Here is a 20688-nt window from a genome sequence, read left to right as displayed (position 1 = left end):
AGCACCGAGCGGGGTCACCGACGCGAAAGTCTCCAACCAGTTGCGACAAATGATTCAGGCGTACGTTCACCGTCGAAAAGAACCTCGTGGCCCGAGGTGATCTTCACGCCGTCCACGTAGACGCCCCGGCCTTGGTAGAGCGGATCGGAGGTGTAGCGCCAGCGCAAGGTCTGGTCACCGGCCCCGAGGTCCGCGGTCACCTGGTGCCAGTGCCGGTCGCCCGAGCCGCTGATCGAGCCGTCGGTGTCGATGACGGTCCCCCGATCGCGCACCGTGAAGGGCACCTTCGTCCAGGTCGTGCCGTCGGCGGAGCTCTCCAGGTACAGCAGATCGGAGTCCTCGGTGTCCACGAACAGGTCGAAGGACACCTTCGCGCCGGCGGCCGGTACGGCGACCTTGGCCGCGAGCGTCGTCGTACTGGCGTCCGTCGTCCCCGAGAACCAGGCATCCTTGCCATGCTGCGGCCCGACCCCGAGCGACAACGCCAGGCCCTGTACTACGGCCCTGCGGGCGGGATTGTTACTCCCCCAGTTCCGGCTCGGATGCACCCGGTTGGTCAAGAGAATCGCGAACGACCGCGAATCGAAGTCGATCACGATCGACGTCCCCGTGTAGCCGGTGTGCCCCGCCGTCCGCGGACCCGACAACCCACCCATGTACCAGCGCTGGTTCAGCTCGAAGCCCAGCCCGTGGTCGTTGCCCGGGAAGCCCTGGTTGAAGTTGGTGATCATCGCGGTGACCGAGTCGGTCTTGAGGATCCGCGCACCGCGATAGCTACCGCCGTTGAGGAACGTCTGCGCCAGCACGGCCAGGTCGTCCGCGGTCGAGAAGACCCCGGCGTGCCCGGCGACGCCGTTGAGCGACCAGGCGTTCTCGTCGTGCACCGAGCCCCAGACCATCCCGCGCGGCGGGGCCGTCTGGTACTCCGTCGCGGCGATCCGTGGCTTCTTCTTCTCGTCCGGGTTGTAGCCGGTGTCGCGCATCTGCAGCGGCTTGGTGATGCCGTCCGCGACCAGCTTGTCGAGCGTCTTGCCGGTCACCCGGTGCGCGACCTCACCCAGCGAGATCAGGTTGAGGTCGCTGTAGAGATAGGTGGTGCCGACGGGGTTCTTCAGCTTGGCCGTGAGTGCCTCGTGCAGGCGCAGCTCCGGCGTCGGCTGGTCACTCCACAGCGGCAGGAACGCGGGCAGCCCGGTCGTGTGGGTGAGCGCCTGCCGGACCGTGATCGCGGCCTTGCCGTTCTCGGCGAACTCCGGCACGTACGTCGCGATCGGGGTGTCCAGGCCGACCTTGCCCTTCTCGACCAGCTGCATCACGACGATCGAGGTGAACAGCTTGGAGACCGACGCCATGTCGAAGATGGTGTCGGTGCGCATCGGGATCTGCTGGTCGGCGGGCAGCTCGGTGCCGCTGCCGTCGGAGTACTTGATGGCCAGCCCGGTCGCCGTCTTGGTGACGATCTTGCCGTCGTGGCCGAGCAGGGTGACGGCGCCGGCGTACAGGGGTTTGGTGGTGCCGGACGGCTGGGTCCAGCCGGCCACCTGGGCGAGCGCGGCGTCGATCGGCGCGGGGTCGAGACCGGCCTTGGCCGGAGTCGAGTCGCGCAGCAGCGTCGACTTCGGCGCGTAGCCGTCGTACGGGTGGTCGAAACGTCCGGACTTGTTGCCTGAGGCAACCGCGGGGCCGGCCATGGTCAGCATGAGGGTAGAGGCTACCGTGAACACGAAGGCTCTCTTCACCGGTGATCTCCCTTGTAGAGCAGGTACTTCGCGCGGCGGGCGGTCCAGGCGTCGGTCTCGCTCTGCCAGGCGGCGACGACCGCCTCGGCGGTGGCGCCGCCGTCGACCATGGTGCGGTAGCGGTCCGAGCCGGTGAGCAGGTCGATCCAGCGGCCGGGCGGGTTGTCACCGGTACGCCAGGCGAACCCCGGGTACAGCTTCTTGGCCTCCACGATCATGTGCGTCGCCGCCACGATCGCCTCGGCGCGGTCCGGATCGGTGATCTGGATCTGCACACCGCCGCAGAGCACGTTGGCGTTCTTGGAGATGAACGGCGTGAAGTAGGCCTCGCGGAACTCGATGCCCGGGATGTTCTTGGCCTGCAGCGCCTGCGCCCACTTGTAGTCGACGTACGGCGCGCCGATCAGCTCGAACGGCCGGGTCGTACCGCGGCCCTCGGACATGTTGGTCGCCTCGAACAGACACGCGCCCGGGTAGAGCAACGCGGTGTCGGGGGTCGGCATGTTCGGGCTCGGCATCACCCAGGTCAGGCCGGTGTCGGCGTACAGCTGGTCGCGCTTCCAGCCCTTCACCTCGATCACCTGCAGCTCCTTGAGCCGCGCACCGTTCGTGTCCAGCGGCAGGTACTCGGCGTTGAACAGCCGGGCCAGCTCGCCGACGGTCATTCCGTGCTGCTGGATGATCTCCCGCTTGCCGACGCCCGAGGTGAATCCGGGCTTCAGCATCGGGCCGCGCGCCGAGCCGCCAGTGGGGTTCGGCCGGTCCAGTACGACGAACTTCGCGCCGGTCTGGACGGCCGCGAGCATCGCCTCGTACATCGTCCAGATGTAGGTGTAGAACCGCGCGCCGACGTCCTGGATGTCGAAGACGACGGTCTCGACGCCGGCCTTGGTGTAGAGCGTGGCGAGCTTGGCCGCGGCCGCGCCGTACGCGTCGTAGACCATGATCCCGGTCCGCGGATCGACGTGGTCGCCCTCGGAACCGCCGGCCTGCGCGCTGCCGCGGAAGCCGTGCTCGGGGCCGAAGACGGCGACCACATTGACCTTGCCGGACGCGTGCATGGTGTCGACGATGTGGTTGAGGTCGTCGAGGATGCCGGTCGGGTTGCTGATCACGCCGACCTTCTGGCCGGCCAGCGCCTTCCAGTTGTCCTTCGCGAGCGCTTGCGCGCCGGTCGTCACCCCCTTCTTCTTGGCAGGCTCCGCGGCGGCGGCTCCTTGGATGTCGATCAGCGGGGCTGCGGCGAGTGCTCCCGCACCGGCGAGCAGGCTGCGGCGCTTCATCGGTTCTCCTTTGGAAGTACGGGTCACCAGGACAGTCCGTGGCCGAACTTGTAGAGCGGGGTGGCGGGGTCGCCGGCGACCGGGATGTCGACCGGGAGCTTGCCGGTCGGTGCGATCTCGCCGTACAGGACCTTGGCCAGCGACTCCATCGAGACGGCCGCGTAGCCGTAGGTGGCCAGATACGTCGGCGCCGCGGTGAAGTACGCGATGTCGTACGGGTCGCGGACGGCCACGACGATGACCGTCTTGCCGGTGGCCAGCAGGTCCTTGACGAGCTTCTGCTGCTTGGCGCCCGGGTCGACCACCTTGGTGTCCCACGCCTTCTGGGTGAGGACCACGGTGACGTCGTTGGCCTGCGCCTTGCTGACCGCGTCGGCGATGGCGGCGTCGGTGGGGGCCGCGCCGGTCTGGGCGACGGTGGTGGTCGCGCCTCGCTTGGTGAGGCTGTTGGCCAGCGACTGGGTGGTGGTGACGCCCCAGCCGGTGACGAGGATCTTGCGCGGGTCCTTGGTCAGCGGGAGGGCCTTGGCGTCGTTCTTCACCAGCGTGACGGACTTGTCGACGATCTTCTGGGCGGTGGCGAGGCTGGCCGGCGTACCGACCTTGGTCGAGATCTTCGCGGGGTCGACGTACGGCTGGAAGAGGACACCGTTCTTGAGCTTCATCAGCAGGACGCGCAGCACGCTCTCGTTGACCTGGCGCTCGCTGATCCGGCCCGACTTCACGGCATCGACGACGGCCTTGAACTGGACGTCGGGGGCCGGCGGCAGCAGCAGCTGGTCGGCGCCGGCCTCGATCGCCCGGACGGCCACCTCGGCATCGCCGTACTTGGCCCGGACGGCGGCCATCTCGAGCGCGTCGGTGATGACGAGCCCCTTGAAGCCCAGCTCGCCGCGCAGTACGCCGGTGAGGATCGGCTTGCTCAGCGTCGCGGGGTCACCGGAGGGGTCCAGGGACGGTACGACGATGTGCGCGGTCATGATCGAGTCGATCCCGGCCTTGATCGCGGCCTTGAAGCTCGGTGCGTCGATCGCGTCCCACTGCGCGCGGGTGTGGTTGATCGTCGGCAGCGCGTTGTGGCTGTCGTCGACGGTGTCACCGTGGCCGGGGAAGTGCTTGGCGGTCGCCATGATGCCGGCGTCTTCTTGGTAACCCCTGACCTGCGCCACCGTCATGTCCGAGACGAGCTTCGGGTCGCTGGAGAACGAGCGGACGCCGATCACCGGGTTGAGCGCGTTGACGTTGACGTCGGCGACCGGGGCGTAGTCCTGCCGGATCCCCATCGCCTTGAGCTCGCGGCCGGTGATACCGGCGGCCGTCCTGGCGTCCTTGGTGTCGCGGGTCGCCCCGTGCGCCATGTTGCCGCCGAACTGCGTGGCCGGCGGACCGATGCGGACCACGACGCCCTGCTCCTGGTCGGTCGCGATCGTCAGCGGAAGATGCAGGCCGGTCTTGAGGGCAGCCGCTTGCAGCTGGTTGGAGTACGTCGCCAGCTGGGTCGGGCTGGTCACGTTGTCCCGGGCGTTGAAGTAGATCCACCCGCCCGGCTTGTACTTCGCCACCACCTCGGCGGGCGTCGCCACGCCGTACAGGGCGGTGTTGCGGGCGTCTGGCTTGCTCGCGTCCGGCCCGTAGGCGAACAAGACGAACATCTGCCCGATCTTGTCCTCGAGCGTCATCCCCTGCAGCGCCTTGGTGGCCAACTGCAGATTCGTGACCGGCTCAGGCGGCGGAGCACTCACCGCACTCCCCGGGACCAGAGCCCCGATGATCGCAAGACCAAGACTGCCAACGGCGAAACGGCGCAAGGCGGACATGACCGACCCCTCAGGTAATTGAATTACAACCGTGCCCCCGCACGCGAAAGTTACCCACGCGCCACGCCTGGGTCAAGGGGAACCGCGCGTCTATCCAACACTCCCCGCACCCACCCGACAACGAACCGCACCGTTCAAGCGTTTGGTCCATCACTGAAACGACGTTCTTGTCGATCGAACATCGTTTCAGTACTTCTCCGGCAGCCCGACCACCTGCTGGACCGACGACCAGGAGCGCAGCACCTCGAGCAGCACCCCGGCCGGCGTGGTCTCGATCGCCTCGGCGTAGGCAGCGGAGACGACATCGGCGATCCGGACCGGGGCGCCCGACGCCGACGAGCGGACCGCCGCCTCGACCATCGCCACGCTGACCACGTTGGTGTGCACCTCAGTCTGCGGCGTGCTGGAGGTACGCAGCGCCTGGACGAACTCGGCCAGCGACCCAGCGATCTCTTCGGGCCCGGTGCCGATCTCGGCCGGCACAGCAGGCCCTGAGGCGTTCTCGACCACCGGTGCGGAGTCGCCGTCCCAGATCGCCGTGCCGTCCGCGGAACTCGCCCGCCAGCGGCCGTTCCACGAGGTCTCCAGCCCCGGCGCGCACCAACTTCCGGTGAAGACGAACCTGGCTCCCCCGTCGAACCTGAAGACCGCGTCCGCGGCCGCGTTCCCGGCGAACCAGCTCCAGTCCGGGTTGTACGACTCGCAGTACACCGACAACGGCTCGGAGCCGATCAGCTTGCGGGCCAGGTCGAACTGGTGGATCGCCATGTCGACGAGCAGCGGCTCGGCCATCTGCTCCCGGAAGCCGCCGAACCGTGGCGCCTTGGAGAACTCGCAGGACAACGACCCGATCGGGCCGAGCCCGGCCAGCTGCCGCCCGAAGGCCTCGCCGGTCCGGAAGTACCGGCGGGACTGCGAGACCATCAGCAGCCTGCCACTCGCCTCGGCGGCCGCGACCATCGTCAGGCATTCGCGGACCGACTCGGCCAGCGGCTTCTCGCACAGCACCGGCAGGCCGCGCAGCAAGGCATCCACGCTGACCGCCGGATGGGCCGCCGGGACGGTCACGTCGATCACCGCCTCGGCACCCGTCCGCTCGGCCAGCTCGGCGACCGATGCCGCCACCGGGACCTCGGCGTACCCGTGCTCGTCTGCCGCTGCCCGGGCCAGCGGTACGTCGAGGTCGACCAGCCCGGCCAGGACGACGTCCGGGTTCTGCTTGATGTTGCGCAGCCAGGCGCGGCCCATGCCACCGGCGCCGACCTGAAGGAGCCGGAGGGATTCAGGCATCGGCACGCTCTTCATCGGACTCGGTCTCGATCGGCCCGGCGTACCCGTGACCGTTGAAGAAGTCACCGGTGTCGTACCGCAGCAGCGTCGGCAGCGCCCGCTCCGGCAGGTCGGTCCTGGCCCACTCGACCCCGTTGGCGATCACCTTGCGGACATCCTTGTGGTGGTACACCGGGTAGTCCTGATCGCCAGGCGAGAAGAAGAAGATCTTGCCGTGACCGCGGCGGAAGGTGCAGCCGGAACGGAACACCTCGCCGCCGCTGAACGTGGAGACGAAGACCAGCTCGTCGGGCACCGGGATGTCGAAGAACTCGCCGTACATCTCCTGCTGCTCGATCACGATCGGATGGGGGACGCCGCGCGCGATCGGGTGCGTCGGGTTCACCGTCCAGACCAGTTCGCGATCCTGCTCGCTGCGCCAGCGCAGCGTGCAGGTGGTGCCCATCAGCCTGCCGAAGATCTTCGACCAGTGGCCGGAGTGCAGGACGAGCAGGCCCATCCCCGACAGGACGTGCTGGTACACCCGGTCGACCACCTTGTCGTCGACCTCACCGTGCGCGGCGTGGCCCCACCAGACCAGTACGTCGGTGCCCGCCAGCACCTCCTCGGTCAGCCCGTGGTCGGGTTCGTCGAGGGTCGTCGTCGCGACCTCGACCGCGTCACCGAGATTCTCGGCGATGCCTTCCGCGATCGTGGTGTGCATGCCGTCGGGGTAGATCTCGGCGACGTGCGGCTCGACCTGCTCGTGCCGATTCTCGCCCCAGACGAGTACGCGAAGCGTCATGTCAGTAGTCCTTGATCGATGGGTCGGGTCATTTGACGGCGCCACCGATGGCGCCGGCGGCGATGTACTTCTGAGCGGCGACCAGCAGCACGATCGCCGGGACCGCGGACAGCACGGCGGTCGCCATCACCGCGTTCCAGTTCTGTACCTGCGTGCCCAGGTACTGGTAGATCCCGAGCGTGACCGGCCGCACGCCACCCTTGGTGGTCAGCGTGAGGGCGAAGAGGAAGTCACTCCAGGAGAAGAGGAAGGTGAACAGCCCGGCGGTGATGAGTGAGTTCCTGCTGATCGGCAACACGATCGCGACGAACGCCCGGAACAGGCCGGCTCCGTCCACCCGGGCCGCCTCCACCAGCGACGGTGGCAGCGAGAGCATGAACGAGCGCAGGATCAGGATCGCGAACGGGATCCCGCTGCTGCAGTTGGCCACGATCAGGCCGGGGATCGAGTTCAGCAGCCCGATCCGCTCGTAGGCCGTGTAGAGCGCGTTGGCGATCACGATCCCCGGGATCATCTGCGAGACCAGGATCGCCAGCAGCCCGATCCCCACCCAGCGGGACCGGAACTGCGACAACGCGTACGCGCACGGCGCCGAGATCAGCAAGCAGAGCACCACGGTGCCGCCCGCGATGAGCACACTGGTGACCAGATTGTGCCCCTGCTCGCTGAGCGCCCGCCGGTAGCCGGCGAAGGTCGGGTCCAGCGGCAGGAAGCCGGCCGTCAGGGTGTTGCCGGACGGCTGCAGCGAGGCGTTCACCATCCAGTAGACCGGGAACAGCATCAGGCACAGGATCAGTACGCCGATCGCGGTGTAGATCGCACGACGTACAGCCGAGTCGGACATCGTCGTACCCCTCCTATTCGTCGACGGCACGGCGGGTGCCGCGCAGGTAGACGACCGCGAACAACAGCGAGATCGCGATCAGGATGTTGCTCAGCGCCGCACCCTCGCCGAACTTGAAGTCGACGAACGAGCGCTGGTACGACTGGGTCGCCAGCGTCTGGGTGGCGTTGGCCGGGCCGCCGCCGGTCAGGCCGAGGATGATGTCCAGCACCTTGATCGTGTAGACGACGCCGAGCACCAGCAGCACGCTGGCCACCGCCCGCAGATTCGGCCAGGTGATGTGGCGGAAGGCGCGCCAGCCGGTGGCGCCGTCCAGCTGGCCGGCCTCGTACAACTCGTGCGGGATCTCTGCCAGTCCGGAGTACAGCAGGGTCACGTTGAACGGGATGCCGATCCAGATGTTCACCCCGATCACCGCGATCAGCGCCACCGACGGCGAGTTCAGCCACGGCACCGGATCGCGGATCAGGCCGAGCCCGGTCAGCGTGCGGTTCAGGATGCCGCTGTCCTGTTCGAGGATCGACCGCCAGGTCGCGCTGGAGACGATCAGCGGCAGCAGCCACGGCAGCAGGAGCAGCGACCGCAGCAGTCCGCTGAGCGGGAACCGGCGGCGGAAGAACAACGCCAGCGCCAGACCGGCGGCGAACTGGAAGGCGATCGAGCCGATGGTGAACAACGCCGTGTTCACCATCGCCTGCGAGAAGATCTGATCGGTCACCACCGTCGTGTAGTTCCGCAGTCCGACCCACGGCGCCTGCCCGGTGAAGAACGTCCGCAGGGTGTAGTCCTGCAGGCTCATCATCAGGTTCTTCAGCACCGGGTACCCGAACAGCGCGAGCATCGCCAGCGCGGCAGGCGCCACGAAGAGGACCTTGGTCAGGTCCTCACCGCGACGGCGCCGTCCCCGAGAGCTCACCCGCCGGAGGCCTTGCTGAAAGCGTCCTGCGCCGAGGCCTTGCCGGTCAGCGCCAGCGCGATCGCCTGATAGATCACCTTGGCGGCGTCGGGCCACTTCTCGCCGAGCTTGCCGGTCCGGGCCCGGGCGGTCTTGACCTGCTCGGCGAACGCCTTCATCGAGGGCACTTCCTCGGCGTACCGGTCGAGCAGCGCGATCTTGGTCGGCAGGGTGAAGCGGGCCTTGGCCCAGGCCATCTCGTTCTCGTCGGAGTTGAGGCACTTCACGAAGTCGGCGGCCTTCTGCTGCTTGGCCTGGTCCTTGTTGAGCGGGACGGTCCAGGCCTCGCCGCCCAGCGGTGCGACCGGCGTCTGGTCCGGCTTGTTCAGCGGGAACGTGACCACGTCCCATTTGACGTTCGGGGTCTTCGCCAGCGCCGGGATCTGCCACGGACCGTTCACCATCATCGCGGCCTTGCCGGCGACGAACTGGTCCTTCACATCGCCCTGCGTCCAGTTGATCACGCTCTTCGACGCCGAGCCCGACTGCACCAGATCCACCCACAGCTGCAGCGCTTCCGCGACCTGCGGACTCTTCAGGTCCGTCTCGTCGCCACCATTGGTCCACATCGCCGGCAGGAACTGCCAAGAGCCTTCGTAGGTCGCGTTGGCGTTGAAGGCGATGCCGTACCGGCCGGGCTTGGTGAGCTTCTTGGCCGCGGCCTTCAGCTCGTCCCAGGTCTTCGGCGGCTGGACGCCGGCCTCCTGCAGCAGCTGCGTGTTGTAGAACAACGCGATCGTGTTCGTCACCGGCGCCAGTCCGTAGAGCTTGCCCTGGTACGACGTCGCGTCGTTCATGCCCTCGATGACCCCGTCCCCGCTCAGGCCCAGGTCGTTCAAGGGCGCGAGCGCGCCGGTCGCGGCGATCTGCTGGACGTCGGGGTTGTCCAGCATCAGCACGTCGGGCAGTGTCTTCGACGAGGCCTGCTGCAGCACCTTCGCGATCAAGGTGTCACCAGGCACCGTCTCGCGCTGCAGCGTGATCCCGAGCTTGCCCGCGCAGGAGTCGAGCCCCTTCTGCACGAGCGCCTTGTCCGGGTCGTTGTTGTAGTAGTCGAGGACCGAGAGGCTGCTGACGCTGCCGCCGGACGAGGACGGTGACTGGTTCCCGCTGTCACCGCAGCCGGCGATGACGAGCGACAGAGCAGTCGTCCCCGCCAGGGCCGCGGCGATCCGCTGCGTGATCATGACATTGCACTCCTTGGTGAGTCGGCGACAGCCACCGTCCCGGCGCTGGTCAAGCGCTTAACCATGATCACGAAAGGAAGCCGTCGTTCAGTTGTGGGATGGCTGGCAAAGCGGTTAACTAGCCGCGTAGTCAGGGACTATGTGCCCTGCGTCACACCACTGTCAAGGGCCTGGGACGGTCCTCGTGACAGGCTGGGCGGCAGACGAGAGCGGGGTGGCAACGGCCGATGGTGACCATGCGGGACGTGGCGAAGCGGGCGGGCGTGTCCATCGCCACCGTCTCCTTCGTGCTCAACGACACCAAGCCGGTGACCCCGGCGACCCGGGAGCGGATCGAGCTCGCGATGACGGAGCTGGGCTTCCGCCGCAACATGGTCGCCCGCGCGCTGGCCAGCCGCCGTACCCGGATCATCGCGATGGCCTATCCGGCACTGGACCACCGGTTCGGATTCTCGGCAGCCGAGTTCTTCACCAGTGCGGCCGAAGCGGCGCGCCAGCAGGACTACCACCTGGTGCTCTGGCCGGTCGGGAACGACGGCGGCGAGCTGACCGAACTGGTCGGGCAGTCACTGGTCGACGGGGTCGTCCTGATGGAGGTCCAGCTCGACGATCCACGGATCGCGGTGCTGCAGCGGACCCGGACACCGTTCGCGCTGATCGGCCGGACCACCGCCCTGGAAGGCCTGACCCACGTCGACATCGACTTCGACACCACGGTCGAGGACGCGGTCGGCTACCTGCACGGCCTCGGGCACCGCCGGCTGGTGCTGGTCTCCGGCGACCTGGCCGACCCGAGATTCCACACCTACGGACCGTACGTGCGATCCGAGGCCGCCTATCGCCGGGTCGCGGCCGGGTACGGCATCGAGACCATCGTGCTGGAGTGCTCGGACTCGACCCGCGCGGGCCGGGAGGCGGCGACCAGGCTGCTGCGAGATCACCCGGAGACGACGGCCGTCCTGGTGCTGAACGAGTACTCCGCACTCGGCGTGATGTCCGGCCTGAACCGCCTCGGCCGCCGCATCCCGGACGAGATCTCGGTGCTCTCGCTGATGGCCCCGGACACAGCAGCCCTCTCGAATCCCGAGCTGACCATCATGCGAACCCCTGGCCCCGAACTCGGCCGACTCGGCACCGAAGCCCTGATCCGCCAACTGGAGGGTGCCACCCCACTCCCCCCACCCCACCTCATCCCCGCCAAACTCCACCTAGGCGAATCCACCGCCCCACCTCCGTAGCGCGCGGTAATGGCAGGGGCGGATGACGACTGAACAGTGTGCCTGAGGTGGCACACCGTTCAGTGAGTGATCACCTGAGGCTGAACTCCGGGATATGAGCGGATTCGATCAGCTTGCCGGCGGCGTTGTAGGCGGTGACGGTTGCCGCTCTGCGGGATTTGAGGTCGCCGTTGGACCACCAGAGGGCGTACCAACCGTTGCTGACTGTCAGGTCGTGGGTGGCACCGCTGACCGTCTTGAAGTGGATGCGGGTGATGGCTGGGTCGACCCGGCCATAGCCGATGTAGGTCCAGCCTCTGCACTTCGCCTTGCAACCGACCTCGCCGCTGCCCTCGTTCACGGCAACGCCAGTCAGCGACGTCAGGCTCACGTCCTGCGCTGTGAGAATGCTCGGCCTGGACGACTTCCCCTGGAGGGCTGCGTTGCCTGACGGGACCAGGTCGCAGGTAGCCGCGCTGTGGCCGGTCGGCGATACGGCCAGCACCCTCAGCACCTCGCTCATCCCCGTATAGCCAGGCTCTGCCGCCACGACCCGCCACTTCGTCAGGTCGTGCCATAGCTGGACCGAGCAGTTGAGCAACTGGCCGTCGGCGGTCTGCGGAATCGGATCCGCCTTCGCCTTCGCCAGCGCCGCGGCCGTCGGCCTCGAGTCACCCGGGACGATGCACCCCGGCCCGAACATGTTCTTCTTCCCGGGCAGCGGGCTCATCAGTCCCATCGTGGCGCGGTAGACACTGGGATGGAACCTCTCCAGCGGCTGAACGCCGTACCGGACGGTGCAGCGGCGCTCCGCCTCTGCCTGGGTGATCTTCCCCAGCGCGGCCTCGCCCTGCGGCACCCCAGGAAGCGGCGTGAACAGCGGAGCGGCCGTGCCGGCGACCTCTGACTCCCGATGCGCAGAACCAATGCCCGGTACCAACGCCAGGCCGGCGCCGATCGCGACCACCGCCGCGGTCAGTCCACTGACGGCGGCGACTCTGCGCCGGCGACGGCCGCGGCGGCCGCGTTCCAGCAGACCGGTCGCGTCGACCGGCGCCAGTGGATCCCTGCTCGCCAGCCGGTGAAGCTCGGCGCCGATCTCCGGGGCGTCCTGCATGTCCGTCTCCTTCACGAGACCCGCCCGATCGAGCGGGTCCGGTTGATGGTCTGACGGAGAGTTTCGAGTCCGCGAGCGGCCTGGCTCTTGACCGTGCCCTGCGTGCAGTCGAGGATCTCGGCGGTCTGCTCGATCGAGAGATCCTCGTAGTACCGCAGGACGATGCAGGCCCGTTGACGCGGCGCGAGCTGGAGCAGAGCCGACAGGACCTCGTCGCGCTCGGCGTAGACATCGGCCGTGTCGTCGTTGCGGGCGTACTCGGGCGGACTGTCGGTCGACACTTCCCGGCGCCAGGGGCGCCGACCGATGTCCAGGGCCGCGTTGATGACGATCCGGCGGGCGTAGGCGAGAGGATTCCCGCCGCGATCCACCTTCGACCAGGACAGGTACAGCTTGTACAACGCGTCCTGGACCACGTCATCGGCACGATGCCAATCACCGCAGACCAGGTAGGCGGTCCGGCGCAGCGTCGTACTGGACGCTACGACGAACTCGACGTAGTCCCGATCCTGATCAGGCATCGGCCCTCCACTCTCCTCTGTCTCCCTTAGTACGGCAGGCAGAGGAGGCGGAGTTGCATCGGATCAGAGCTTGAGGGACGTTTCCACGATGCCGGCCAGGTCGTGGGCTACCTCGTGGGCGGTGGCGGAGGACTCTGCCTCGACCATGACGCGGACGAGGGGCTCTGTGCCGGAGGGGCGGAGCAGTACGCGGCCGGTGTCGCCGAGGCGGGCGGTGGCTGCTGCTACGGCTGCTTGTACTTCGGCGTCCGTGCCGGCGCGGGTCTTGTCGACGTTGGGGACGTTGACGAGGACCTGCGGCAGGCGGGTCATCACGGCGGCCAGGTCGGCCAGTGACTTGCCGGTCTGGGCGATCCGGGCGAGCAGCATGACCGCGGTCAGGGTGCCGTCGCCGGTGGTCGCGTGGTCGGACAGGATCACGTGGCCGGACTGTTCGCCGCCCAGCTTGTGTCCGCCGGCCTTCATTGCCTCCAGCACGTACCGGTCGCCGACCTTGGTCTGCTCGACCGCGATCCGCTCCCGGACCATCGCCTGGACGAAGCCCAGGTTGCTCATCACGGTCGCGACCACGGTGTCGTTGGACAGCCGGCCCAGGTCGCGCATCGCCAACGCGAGCACGGCCAGGATCTGGTCACCGTCGACGAGCTCGCCGGCCGCATCCACCGCCAGGCAGCGATCCGCGTCGCCGTCGAGCGCGATGCCGAGATCGGCGCCGTGCCCGATCACCTCGCGGCGCAGACCCTCCATGTGGGTCGAACCGCAGTTGAGGTTGATGTTCAGACCGTCCGGCGCAGCGGCGTACGTGATGACCTCGGCGCCCAGCCGGCGCAATGCCTCGGGCGCGGTCAGCGAGGCCGCGCCGTTGGCGCAGTCGATGACCACCTTGACGCCGTCGAACCGGTTCGGGGCCGACCGGACCAGGTGCGAGACATACGTCTCGAAGCCCTGCCCGTCGTCGAGCACCCGGCCGACGGCGGCACCCGTCGGGCGCTGCCACTCCTCGCCGGTACGGACCTCGATCGCGTCCTCGATGACGTCGTCGAGTTTGATCCCGCCCCGGGCCAGGAACTTGATCCCGTTGTCCGGCATCGGGTTGTGGCTGGCCGACAGCATGACCCCGAGGTCGGAGCCGGTCGAGCCGGTCAGATAGGCGACGGCCGGGGTCGGCAGCACGCCGAGCCGGACGACATCGACGCCGGCGGAGGCCAGACCGGCCACCACGGCTGCTTCCAGAAACTCGCCACTGGCCCGAGGATCCCGCCCCACAACGGCGCGTGGCCGGTGCCCTTCGAAGGCACCGGCCTCGCCGAGTACGTGAGCTGCCGCGACCGAGAGGTCGAGCGCCAGCTCCGCGGTGAGATCCACGTTCGCCAGGCCACGGACTCCGTCCGTGCCGAACAAACGCGACATCAGGTGATCAGCGCTTGCTGTACTGCGGAGCCTTACGGGCCTTCTTGAGACCGGCCTTCTTGCGCTCCTTGATCCGCGCGTCGCGGGAGAGCAGACCGGCCTTCTTCAGACCCGGACGGTTCGCCTCCTCGTCGGCCGCGTTCAGGCACCGGGCGATGCCCAGCTGCAGGGCACCGGCCTGGCCGGTGATGCCGCCGCCGTTGATCCGGGCGATGACGTCGTAGGAGCCCTCGAGGCCGGCGACCACGAACGGCTCGTTCACGTGCTGCTGGTGAACCTTGTTCGGGAAGTAGACGTCGATCGGCTTGCCGTTGACGGTGATGTTGCCGGTGCCCGGGATCAGCCGGACGCGCGCAACGGCTTCCTTACGGCGGCCGGTGGCACCGGCCGGGTTGATCACCGCGACGCGACCGGACTCGGCGCGCTGCTCCGGGCTCGGGTTCGTCTCGGAGGTGTAGGCAACCGGGCCCTCGGTGTCGATGGGGACCTCGGTGTCGAGTTCTTCGGTCTCGGTGGTGATGTCGCTCACGCTGTGAATCCTCGTTTACCTGGCTCGGCGATCGCTACTACTGAGCGATCTGGGTGATCTCGAACGGCTTCGGCTGCTGGGCCACGTGCGGGTGCTCCGGACCGGCGTAGACCTTCAGCTTGCCAAGCAGCTGACGGCTCAGGCGGTTCTTCGGGAGCATGCCCCAGACAGCCTTCTCGACGGCCTTGCGAGGATCCTTCTCGAGGATCTCGCCGACCGGCGTGGCCGTCAGACCACCCGGGTGACCCGAGTGGCGGTACGCCAGCTTGTCGGTCCGCTTGTTGCCGGACAGGGCGATCTTCGACGCGTTGATGACGACGACGAAGTCGCCACCGTCGACGTGCGGGGCGAACGTCGGCTTGTGCTTGCCACGCAGCAGGGTGGCGATCTGGACGGCGAGCCGACCGAGCACGACGTCGGTGGCGTCGATCACATGCCACTCACGGGTGACGTCAGCAGGTTTCGGGCTGTACGTGCGCACGGTCGTTGACCTTCGTTTCTCAGAGGTTGACAAATCAGAACTGGTACGTCGGCGAGCGGCCCGCAATCACACCGGCGAGGACCAGGAACGCACAACAGCAGCCCAGAATACCGGCGTGGACGCCTCGGGGTCAAAGCGAGCCTGAGCCGGTCGGAGACCCCGGCTTGGAACCAACCCGGGACCGCACTAGTTTAGCGGTGAAGATTGCAGTCCGATCCGCGTCCCGCCGGCGACGATAACCCTCACTCACTCCGGCGATGCGCCAGCTTCCGAAGAGGGCATTGTGACCGAACAGTCGCTCACCGTCCGGGACAACCGGACCGGCAAGGACTACGACCTTGCCATCACCGATGGCACCATCCGTGCCGCCGATCTCAAGCAGATCAGTGCAACCGACGGGGACGGTGGCCTGGCCACCTACGACCCCGGCTTCGTCAACACCGCCTCGACCCGGTCGTCCGTCACCTTCATCGACGGCGACAAGGGCATCCTGGAGTACCGCGGTTACCCGATCGAGCAGCTCGCCGAGCAGTCGAACTACCTGGAGGTCGCGTACCTGCTGGTGAACGGTGCGCTGCCGGACAAGACCCAGTACGAGGCCTGGGTGCACGACGTGACGTATCACACGTTCGTGCACGAGAACCTGAAGACCTTCATGCAGGGCTTCCGCTACGACGCGCACCCGATGGGCATGCTGCTCGCCTCGGTGGGCGCGCTGTCCACCTTCTACCCGGAGTCGCGCGACATCTTCGACGAGGAGTCGCGGGGCCTGCAGATCCGCCGGCTGATCGCCAAGATGCCGACGCTGGGCGCGTTCTCCTTCCGGCACGCGCAGGGCAAGCCGTACGTCTACCCCGACAACGAGCTGAGCTACGCGGCCAACTTCTTGTCGATGCTGTTCAAGATGAGCGAGCCGAAGTACGCCGCCGACGACCGGCTGGTGCGCGCGCTGGAGATCCTGTTCATCCTGCACGCCGACCACGAGCAGAACGCCTCCACCAACGCGGTCCGGGCGATCGGCTCCACCCAGGTCGACCCGTACTCCGCGGTCACCGGCGGCATCGCGGCCCTGTACGGCCCGCTGCACGGCGGCGCCAACGAGGCGGTGCTGAAGATGCTGCGCCGGATCGGCACCGTCGACAACGTCGGTTCGTTCATCGAGGGCGTCAAGAACGGTGAAGAGCGGCTGATGGGCTTCGGCCACCGGGTCTACAAGAACTACGACCCGCGCGCCAAGATCATCAAGAAGGCCGCCGACGACGTGTTCGAGGTGACGGGCATCAACCCGCTGCTGAAGATCGCCGTCGAGCTGGAGAAGATCGCGCTGGAGGACGAGTACTTCGTCTCCCGCAAGCTCTATCCGAACGTGGACTTCTACTCCGGCCTGATCTACGAGGCCCTGCAGTTCCCGCCGGAGATGTTCACCGTGCTGTTCGCCATCCCGCGCACCTCGGGCTGGCTGGCGCAGTGGAAGGAGTCGCTCGGCGACACCGACCAGAAGATCGCGCGCCCGAAGCAGATCTACACCGGCGCCCGCGGCGTCCAGTACGTCCCGATGGGCGACCGCTAAACACCGGTAGCACCATTGGGAACGGCCCCGATCCGGCTTACCTGCCAGGGATCGGGGCCGTTTCTGCGCTTCTGGGTACTACGACGCAGACCGCGCCGGCACCGGTTCCCGTAGTACCGCGATGAGTTGGTCCAGCTGCCCACGGGCGCGCGCCATCGCCACGTGGTCGATGTAGTCGCGCGACTCGACGATCTCGCCGTCGCGGACCCGCAGGACGAAGACGCAGGGCACCCGGAAGCTCTCCCCCGTCGCGATCACCGTCCCCGCGTAGTCGAACTCGGCGACGATCACCTCCGGATCCTGGGTCTGATGGACCCGGATCGCGTCCGGCTGGAACCGCACCACCTCCGCCACCGCCGGACCACGGCCGTTGAAGTGCTCGCGGAGCGCGTCGCGGGTGAGCAGTGGCTGATCGCCGTACGGCGACATCGGGTGCCGGACGTCGGTCTGCTCGGCGTACAGGGCCGGCAGCGCCTCGAGGTCGCGATCGGCGACGCCGTGCACCAGGCGGAGGAAAGTCTGTTCCGGAGTCATGACTCCGAATATAAGGAGTCGCAACCCCGGTTACAACCTCTGGCTGCTTTCCGGCGTCTCCTACGCTGATGGGGTCGACGACAGCTAGGAGTGGGATGAGGCCGTTGCGCGCGGATGCCCGGGACAACCGGATGCGGATTCTGAGCGCGGCGGAGGACGTCTTCGGACAGTCGCCGGCCGCCTCCACCGACGAGGTGGCGAAGCTCGCCGAGGTGGGGATCGCCACCGTCTTCCGGCACTTCCCCACCAAGGTCGCGCTGCTCGAGGCGGTCCTCACGCAACGGCTGGAACGGCTGCGCGACCGTGCTCTCGAGCTGGCCGACAGCGACGACGCCGGCCTCGCGTTCTTCGGATTCTTCAGCCAGGTGGTCGCCGAATCGGCATCGAAGCTGGCCATCGCGGAGGCTCTGAGCGCGTCGGGAACCGTCGCCGGCGACGAGGCGAAGGCAGCAGGCCAAGGGATGCGCGAAGCCTTCGGGTCCCTGCTCGACCGGGCCCAGCAGGCAGGCGCCGTACGCCGGGACGCCGCCTTCCCCGAGGTCTACGCCCTACTGGTCGGCGCCTCTCGTGGGGCCACCGCGACCGGCCTCGAATCCGACGCCCGCGACCGCATGCTCGCCCTCCTGTACGACGGCCTCCGGGCCGGTGCGGGATCGTGAGGCGCTGGCGATCCTGGTCCCGCCGCCGACGCGTCCTCCTCAGCCTCGCGCTGGCCTTCGTCCTGCTGATCCCCTTGCCACTAAGCGCTTTGGCCGTCTCCCTGCGCATTGCCTACACCGGTGAAGCCACCGCGAAGACGAAAGGCCAAGACGCGATCTGGCTCGGCCACGCCTGGGTCGACGGCCGGAAGACCGCCGCCGACATCGCCGTCCTCGCGAATCAGCTGCAGGGCACCGGAATCCGCGACCTCTACGTCCACACCGGCCCCCTCGAACACGACGGAACGTTGCCCTTGGCAAAGGTTTCGCCGAAGGCCAAGTGGTTCACCGGCGCCGTCCACCAGGCAATGCCGAAGCTCCGCGTCCAGGCCTGGCTCGGCGACGTCCTCCAACCGGAGAAGAACCCCGGTATGGACCTCGACGACGCCGCCGTTCGCACCCGCGTGACCGAGACCTCCGAGCAGGTGCTGGCGCAGGGCTTCGACGGAATCCACTTCGACATGGAGCCCGTCCGCTCCGGCTCCAAAGGCTTCCTGGCATTGCTGGACCAAGTCCACGCCATGACCTCAGCCCGCAACGTCCCGCTCTCAGTCGCCGCAGCGCAACTCAACCCCGCACCCGGCCTCAACGGCCTGCTCGTCGGCGTCAGCGGCCAGAGCAAATGGTGGACCAAGTCGTACTTCGGCGCCGTCGCCAGCCGGGTCGAGCAGATCGCCGTGATGTCCTACGACACCTGGACCCCACTGGAATCCCTGTACGGCGGCTACGTCGCCCGCCAGACCGAGATGGCCCTGGAGGTCACCCCACCCCACGTCGACCTACTGATGGGCCTCCCCTTCTACTGGGAAGACAACTTCTCCCACCGAGGCTCCGCCGAAACAGTCCGAGCCGCCATCCGAGGCGCCCAACTAGGCCTGAACACCTCCCCCCGCCAAAACTTCGGCCTAGCCCTCTACGTCGACTTCACCGCCACCCCCGACCACTGGGCGACGTACCGCGATGCGTGGTGCGGTACGGACTAACGCGCCCGCTGGACGCGGGCTTCGTCCCAGACCGGCTCGGGCGATTCGTAGACGTTGCCGTCGCTGCCGAAGACCAGGTAGCGGTCGAAGCCGCGGGAGAACCAGCGGTCGTGGGTGACCGCCAGAACCGTGCCGTCAAAGGAATCCAGGCCTTCCTCGAGTGCCTCGGCTGACTCGACGTCGAGGTTGTCGGTCGGCTCGTCGAGGAGGAGCAAGGTGGCGCCGGACAGCTCCAGCAGGAGGATCTGGAAGCGCGCTTGCTGACCACCGGAGAGCGAGTCGAAGCTCTGCTCGGCCGCGTGCGCCAGCTCGTACCGATCCAGCTTGCGCGAGGCCAGCTCCCGGCCCATCCCCTCCCGGTGCTCGTCGCCGCGGTGCAGGATCTCCAGCAGCGTCCGGCCGGCCAGCTCGGGGTGCTCGTGCGTCTGCGCGAACCAGCCCGGCCGCACCCGCGCACCCAGCTTGGCGTTGCCGGTGTGCGCGACGGACGGGATGACCATCTCGCCGACCGGCTGGTGCTCGATGTCCGGGTCGGACCCGCCGTTGGCCAGCAATCGCAGGAAGTGCGACTTGCCGGAGCCGTTGGAGCCAAGGACGGCCACGCGTTCGCCGTACCAGACCTCGAGATCGAACGGCTTCATCAAGCCGGTCAGCTCGAGCCCGGTGGCGACGACGGCGCGTTTGCCGGTACGTCCGCCAGTGAGCCGCATGCTGACCTTCTGCTCGCGCGGGATCGCCTGCGGCGGACCGGCCTGCTCGAACTTGGCCAGCCGGGTCTGCGCCGCCTTGTAGCGCGACGCGAGCCCGTCGTTGTAGGCCGCCTTCGTCTTGTACATCAGCACGAGCGCCTTGAGCTTGGCGTGCTCCTCGTCCCAGCGGCGGCGCAACTCCTCCAGCCGCTCGAACCGGTGCTTACGCGCTTCGTGGTACGTCTGGAAGCCGCCGCCGTGCGTCCAGATGGTGTTGCCCGCGGCACCTAGTTCGACAGTGACGATCCGGGTCGCCGTGTTGGCCAGCAGCTCCCGGTCGTGGCTGATGTAGAGGACCGTCTTCTGCGTCGCGTTGAGCTGCTCCTCGAGCCAGCGCTTGGCCGGTACGTCGAGGTAGTTGTCGGGCTCGTCGAGCATCAGCACCTCGTCCGGGCCGCGCAGCAGCGCCTCGAGAACCAGCCGCTTCTGCTCGCCGCCGGACAGCGTCTTCACCTCACGCCAGCGGCAGTTGTCGAACGGGATCCCGAGCGCGCTCATCGTGCAGACGTCCCAGAGCACCTCGGCGTCGTACCCGCCGACCTCGCCCCAGTCGGAGACCGCCTGGGCGTAGCGCAGCTGGGTCTTCTCGTCGTCGGCCTCCATCATCGCCAGCTCGGCCTGGTCCAGCTTGGCCGCGGCCGCCCGGATCCGCTCCGGCGCGACGCCGAGCAGCAGGTCACGGACATTGGTCTCGTCCCGTACCGATCCGACGAACTGCCGCATCACACCCAGCCCACCGGACCGGGCGACGCTCCCGCTGTGCGCCTTGAGATCGCCCGCGATGATCTTCGTCAACGTCGTCTTGCCCGACCCGTTGGCCCCGACCAGGGCGACCTTGGCCCCGTCCCCGACCCGGAACGTGATGTCGTCCAGCAACACCCGCCCGTCCGGCAACTCGAACCCGATCCCCGCAACCTCGACGTGACCCATACCCCCAGTCTGACGGCCCGCCCCAGCCGCCCGCGACCGGTTATCGTCTT

Annotated in this window: 19 protein-coding genes; 4 read left to right on the top strand and 15 right to left on the bottom strand. The window is 67.9% G+C overall.

From position 1 onward, the window contains the following. Positions 1–14: 14 nt before the first annotated feature. The 8 genes from ABD116_RS28025 to ABD116_RS27990 form a co-directional block, all read right to left on the bottom strand. Positions 15–1700 (bottom strand): serine hydrolase domain-containing protein, encoded by a 1686-nt coding sequence (locus ABD116_RS28025; RefSeq protein WP_343976548.1) that lies wholly within the window; start codon positions 1698–1700, stop codon positions 15–17. Positions 1701–1735: 35 nt separating this feature from the next. Further along, the gene (locus tag ABD116_RS28020; RefSeq protein WP_343976545.1) at positions 1736–3022 is read right to left on the bottom strand and encodes an exo-beta-N-acetylmuramidase NamZ family protein; all 1287 of its coding nucleotides are present in this window, start codon (positions 3020–3022) and stop codon (positions 1736–1738) included. 23 nt (positions 3023–3045) lie between these two features. Beyond that, complete coding sequence (locus ABD116_RS28015) at positions 3046–4764, bottom strand: glycoside hydrolase family 3 protein (RefSeq protein WP_343976542.1); 1719 nt, start codon at positions 4762–4764, stop codon at positions 3046–3048. 261 nt (positions 4765–5025) lie between these two features. After that, positions 5026–6129 carry a Gfo/Idh/MocA family protein gene (locus ABD116_RS28010; RefSeq protein WP_343976539.1) on the bottom strand — a complete coding sequence of 368 codons (1104 nt, stop codon included), beginning with the start codon at positions 6127–6129 and terminating at the stop codon, positions 5026–5028. Further along, positions 6122–6913, bottom strand: a complete 792-nt coding sequence (locus tag ABD116_RS28005) for a ThuA domain-containing protein (RefSeq protein ID WP_343976536.1) — start codon at positions 6911–6913, stop codon at positions 6122–6124. Before ABD116_RS28005 ends, ABD116_RS28010 begins: the two co-directional genes overlap by 8 nt. 28 nt (positions 6914–6941) lie before the next feature. Then, the gene (locus ABD116_RS28000) at positions 6942–7757 is read right to left on the bottom strand and encodes a carbohydrate ABC transporter permease (protein ID WP_343976533.1); all 816 of its coding nucleotides are present in this window, start codon (positions 7755–7757) and stop codon (positions 6942–6944) included. A gap of 13 nt (positions 7758–7770) precedes the next feature. Continuing rightward, positions 7771–8673 carry a carbohydrate ABC transporter permease gene (locus tag ABD116_RS27995; RefSeq protein ID WP_343976530.1) on the bottom strand — a complete coding sequence of 301 codons (903 nt, stop codon included), beginning with the start codon at positions 8671–8673 and terminating at the stop codon, positions 7771–7773. Further along, complete coding sequence (locus ABD116_RS27990; protein ID WP_343976527.1) at positions 8670–9899, bottom strand: ABC transporter substrate-binding protein; 1230 nt, start codon at positions 9897–9899, stop codon at positions 8670–8672. The genes ABD116_RS27995 and ABD116_RS27990 overlap by 4 nt, the downstream gene beginning before the upstream one ends. A 227-nt stretch (positions 9900–10126) precedes the next feature. Here ABD116_RS27990 and ABD116_RS27985 point away from each other — a divergent pair, with 227 nt between their 5' ends. After that, positions 10127–11137, top strand: a complete 1011-nt coding sequence (locus ABD116_RS27985; protein WP_343976524.1) for a LacI family DNA-binding transcriptional regulator — start codon at positions 10127–10129, stop codon at positions 11135–11137. A gap of 70 nt (positions 11138–11207) precedes the next feature. Here ABD116_RS27985 and ABD116_RS27980 read toward each other — a convergent pair whose 3' ends face one another. From ABD116_RS27980 to rplM, 5 genes are all read right to left on the bottom strand, one after another. After that, positions 11208–12233: a hypothetical protein gene (locus ABD116_RS27980; protein ID WP_343976521.1), complete on the bottom strand. Its 1026-nt coding sequence runs from the start codon at positions 12231–12233 to the stop codon at positions 11208–11210. Positions 12234–12244: 11 nt separating this feature from the next. Then, positions 12245–12754, bottom strand: coding sequence for a SigE family RNA polymerase sigma factor (locus ABD116_RS27975; protein WP_343976519.1), 510 nt, complete (start codon positions 12752–12754; stop codon positions 12245–12247). Between the two features lie 63 nt (positions 12755–12817). Beyond that, the gene (gene glmM, locus ABD116_RS27970; RefSeq protein ID WP_343976517.1) at positions 12818–14164 is read right to left on the bottom strand and encodes a phosphoglucosamine mutase; all 1347 of its coding nucleotides are present in this window, start codon (positions 14162–14164) and stop codon (positions 12818–12820) included. A gap of 7 nt (positions 14165–14171) precedes the next feature. Then, positions 14172–14693, bottom strand: a complete 522-nt coding sequence (gene rpsI / locus ABD116_RS27965; protein ID WP_343976513.1) for a 30S ribosomal protein S9 — start codon at positions 14691–14693, stop codon at positions 14172–14174. 37 nt (positions 14694–14730) lie between these two features. Beyond that, complete coding sequence (gene rplM / locus ABD116_RS27960; protein WP_343976510.1) at positions 14731–15174, bottom strand: 50S ribosomal protein L13; 444 nt, start codon at positions 15172–15174, stop codon at positions 14731–14733. 283 nt (positions 15175–15457) lie between these two features. On the opposite strand from rplM, the gene ABD116_RS27955 reads away from it, so the two are divergent. Further along, positions 15458–16744 carry a citrate synthase gene (locus ABD116_RS27955; protein ID WP_343976507.1) on the top strand — a complete coding sequence of 429 codons (1287 nt, stop codon included), beginning with the start codon at positions 15458–15460 and terminating at the stop codon, positions 16742–16744. 78 nt (positions 16745–16822) lie between these two features. On the opposite strand, the gene ABD116_RS27950 is transcribed toward ABD116_RS27955, so the two are convergent. Further along, a complete protein-coding gene (locus ABD116_RS27950) occupies positions 16823–17278 on the bottom strand; it encodes a nuclear transport factor 2 family protein (RefSeq protein WP_343976504.1) in 456 nt (151 codons plus the stop codon). A gap of 95 nt (positions 17279–17373) precedes the next feature. Here ABD116_RS27950 and ABD116_RS27945 point away from each other — a divergent pair, with 95 nt between their 5' ends. Together ABD116_RS27945 and ABD116_RS27940 are read left to right on the top strand one after the other, a co-directional pair. Continuing rightward, positions 17374–17937: a TetR/AcrR family transcriptional regulator gene (locus ABD116_RS27945; protein WP_343976501.1), complete on the top strand. Its 564-nt coding sequence runs from the start codon at positions 17374–17376 to the stop codon at positions 17935–17937. Further along, positions 17934–18959 (top strand): glycoside hydrolase family 18 protein, encoded by a 1026-nt coding sequence (locus tag ABD116_RS27940; protein WP_343976499.1) that lies wholly within the window; start codon positions 17934–17936, stop codon positions 18957–18959. The genes ABD116_RS27945 and ABD116_RS27940 overlap by 4 nt, the downstream gene beginning before the upstream one ends. On the opposite strand, the gene ABD116_RS27935 is transcribed toward ABD116_RS27940, so the two are convergent. Next, positions 18956–20638, bottom strand: coding sequence for an ABC-F family ATP-binding cassette domain-containing protein (locus ABD116_RS27935; RefSeq protein ID WP_343976496.1), 1683 nt, complete (start codon positions 20636–20638; stop codon positions 18956–18958). The two genes, ABD116_RS27940 and ABD116_RS27935, sit on opposite strands and share 4 nt — an antisense overlap. Positions 20639–20688: the final 50 nt, after the last annotated feature.

The organism is Kribbella koreensis, assembly GCF_039525325.1.
Taxonomy (GTDB): Bacteria; Actinomycetota; Actinomycetes; order Propionibacteriales; family Kribbellaceae; genus Kribbella; species Kribbella koreensis.
Note: the sequence above shows the minus strand (reverse complement) of the source record. Positions and strands in the feature narration are given on the sequence as shown.

Coding starts and splice junctions, on each gene's coding strand:
- ABD116_RS28025 (WP_343976548.1), bottom strand. CDS start 1,700: ATGCTGACCATGGCCGGCCCCGCGGTTGCCTCAGGCAACAAGTCCGGA.
- ABD116_RS28020 (WP_343976545.1), bottom strand. CDS start 3,022: ATGAAGCGCCGCAGCCTGCTCGCCGGTGCGGGAGCACTCGCCGCAGCC.
- ABD116_RS28010 (WP_343976539.1), bottom strand. CDS start 6,129: ATGCCTGAATCCCTCCGGCTCCTTCAGGTCGGCGCCGGTGGCATGGGC.
- ABD116_RS28005 (WP_343976536.1), bottom strand. CDS start 6,913: ATGACGCTTCGCGTACTCGTCTGGGGCGAGAATCGGCACGAGCAGGTC.
- ABD116_RS28000 (WP_343976533.1), bottom strand. CDS start 7,757: ATGTCCGACTCGGCTGTACGTCGTGCGATCTACACCGCGATCGGCGTA.
- ABD116_RS27990 (WP_343976527.1), bottom strand. CDS start 9,899: ATGATCACGCAGCGGATCGCCGCGGCCCTGGCGGGGACGACTGCTCTG.
- ABD116_RS27985 (WP_343976524.1), top strand. CDS start 10,127: ATGGTGACCATGCGGGACGTGGCGAAGCGGGCGGGCGTGTCCATCGCC.
- ABD116_RS27980 (WP_343976521.1), bottom strand. CDS start 12,233: ATGCAGGACGCCCCGGAGATCGGCGCCGAGCTTCACCGGCTGGCGAGC.
- ABD116_RS27975 (WP_343976519.1), bottom strand. CDS start 12,754: ATGCCTGATCAGGATCGGGACTACGTCGAGTTCGTCGTAGCGTCCAGT.
- glmM (WP_343976517.1), bottom strand. CDS start 14,164: ATGTCGCGTTTGTTCGGCACGGACGGAGTCCGTGGCCTGGCGAACGTG.
- ABD116_RS27950 (WP_343976504.1), bottom strand. CDS start 17,278: ATGACTCCGGAACAGACTTTCCTCCGCCTGGTGCACGGCGTCGCCGAT.
- ABD116_RS27945 (WP_343976501.1), top strand. CDS start 17,374: ATGAGGCCGTTGCGCGCGGATGCCCGGGACAACCGGATGCGGATTCTG.
- ABD116_RS27935 (WP_343976496.1), bottom strand. CDS start 20,638: ATGGGTCACGTCGAGGTTGCGGGGATCGGGTTCGAGTTGCCGGACGGG.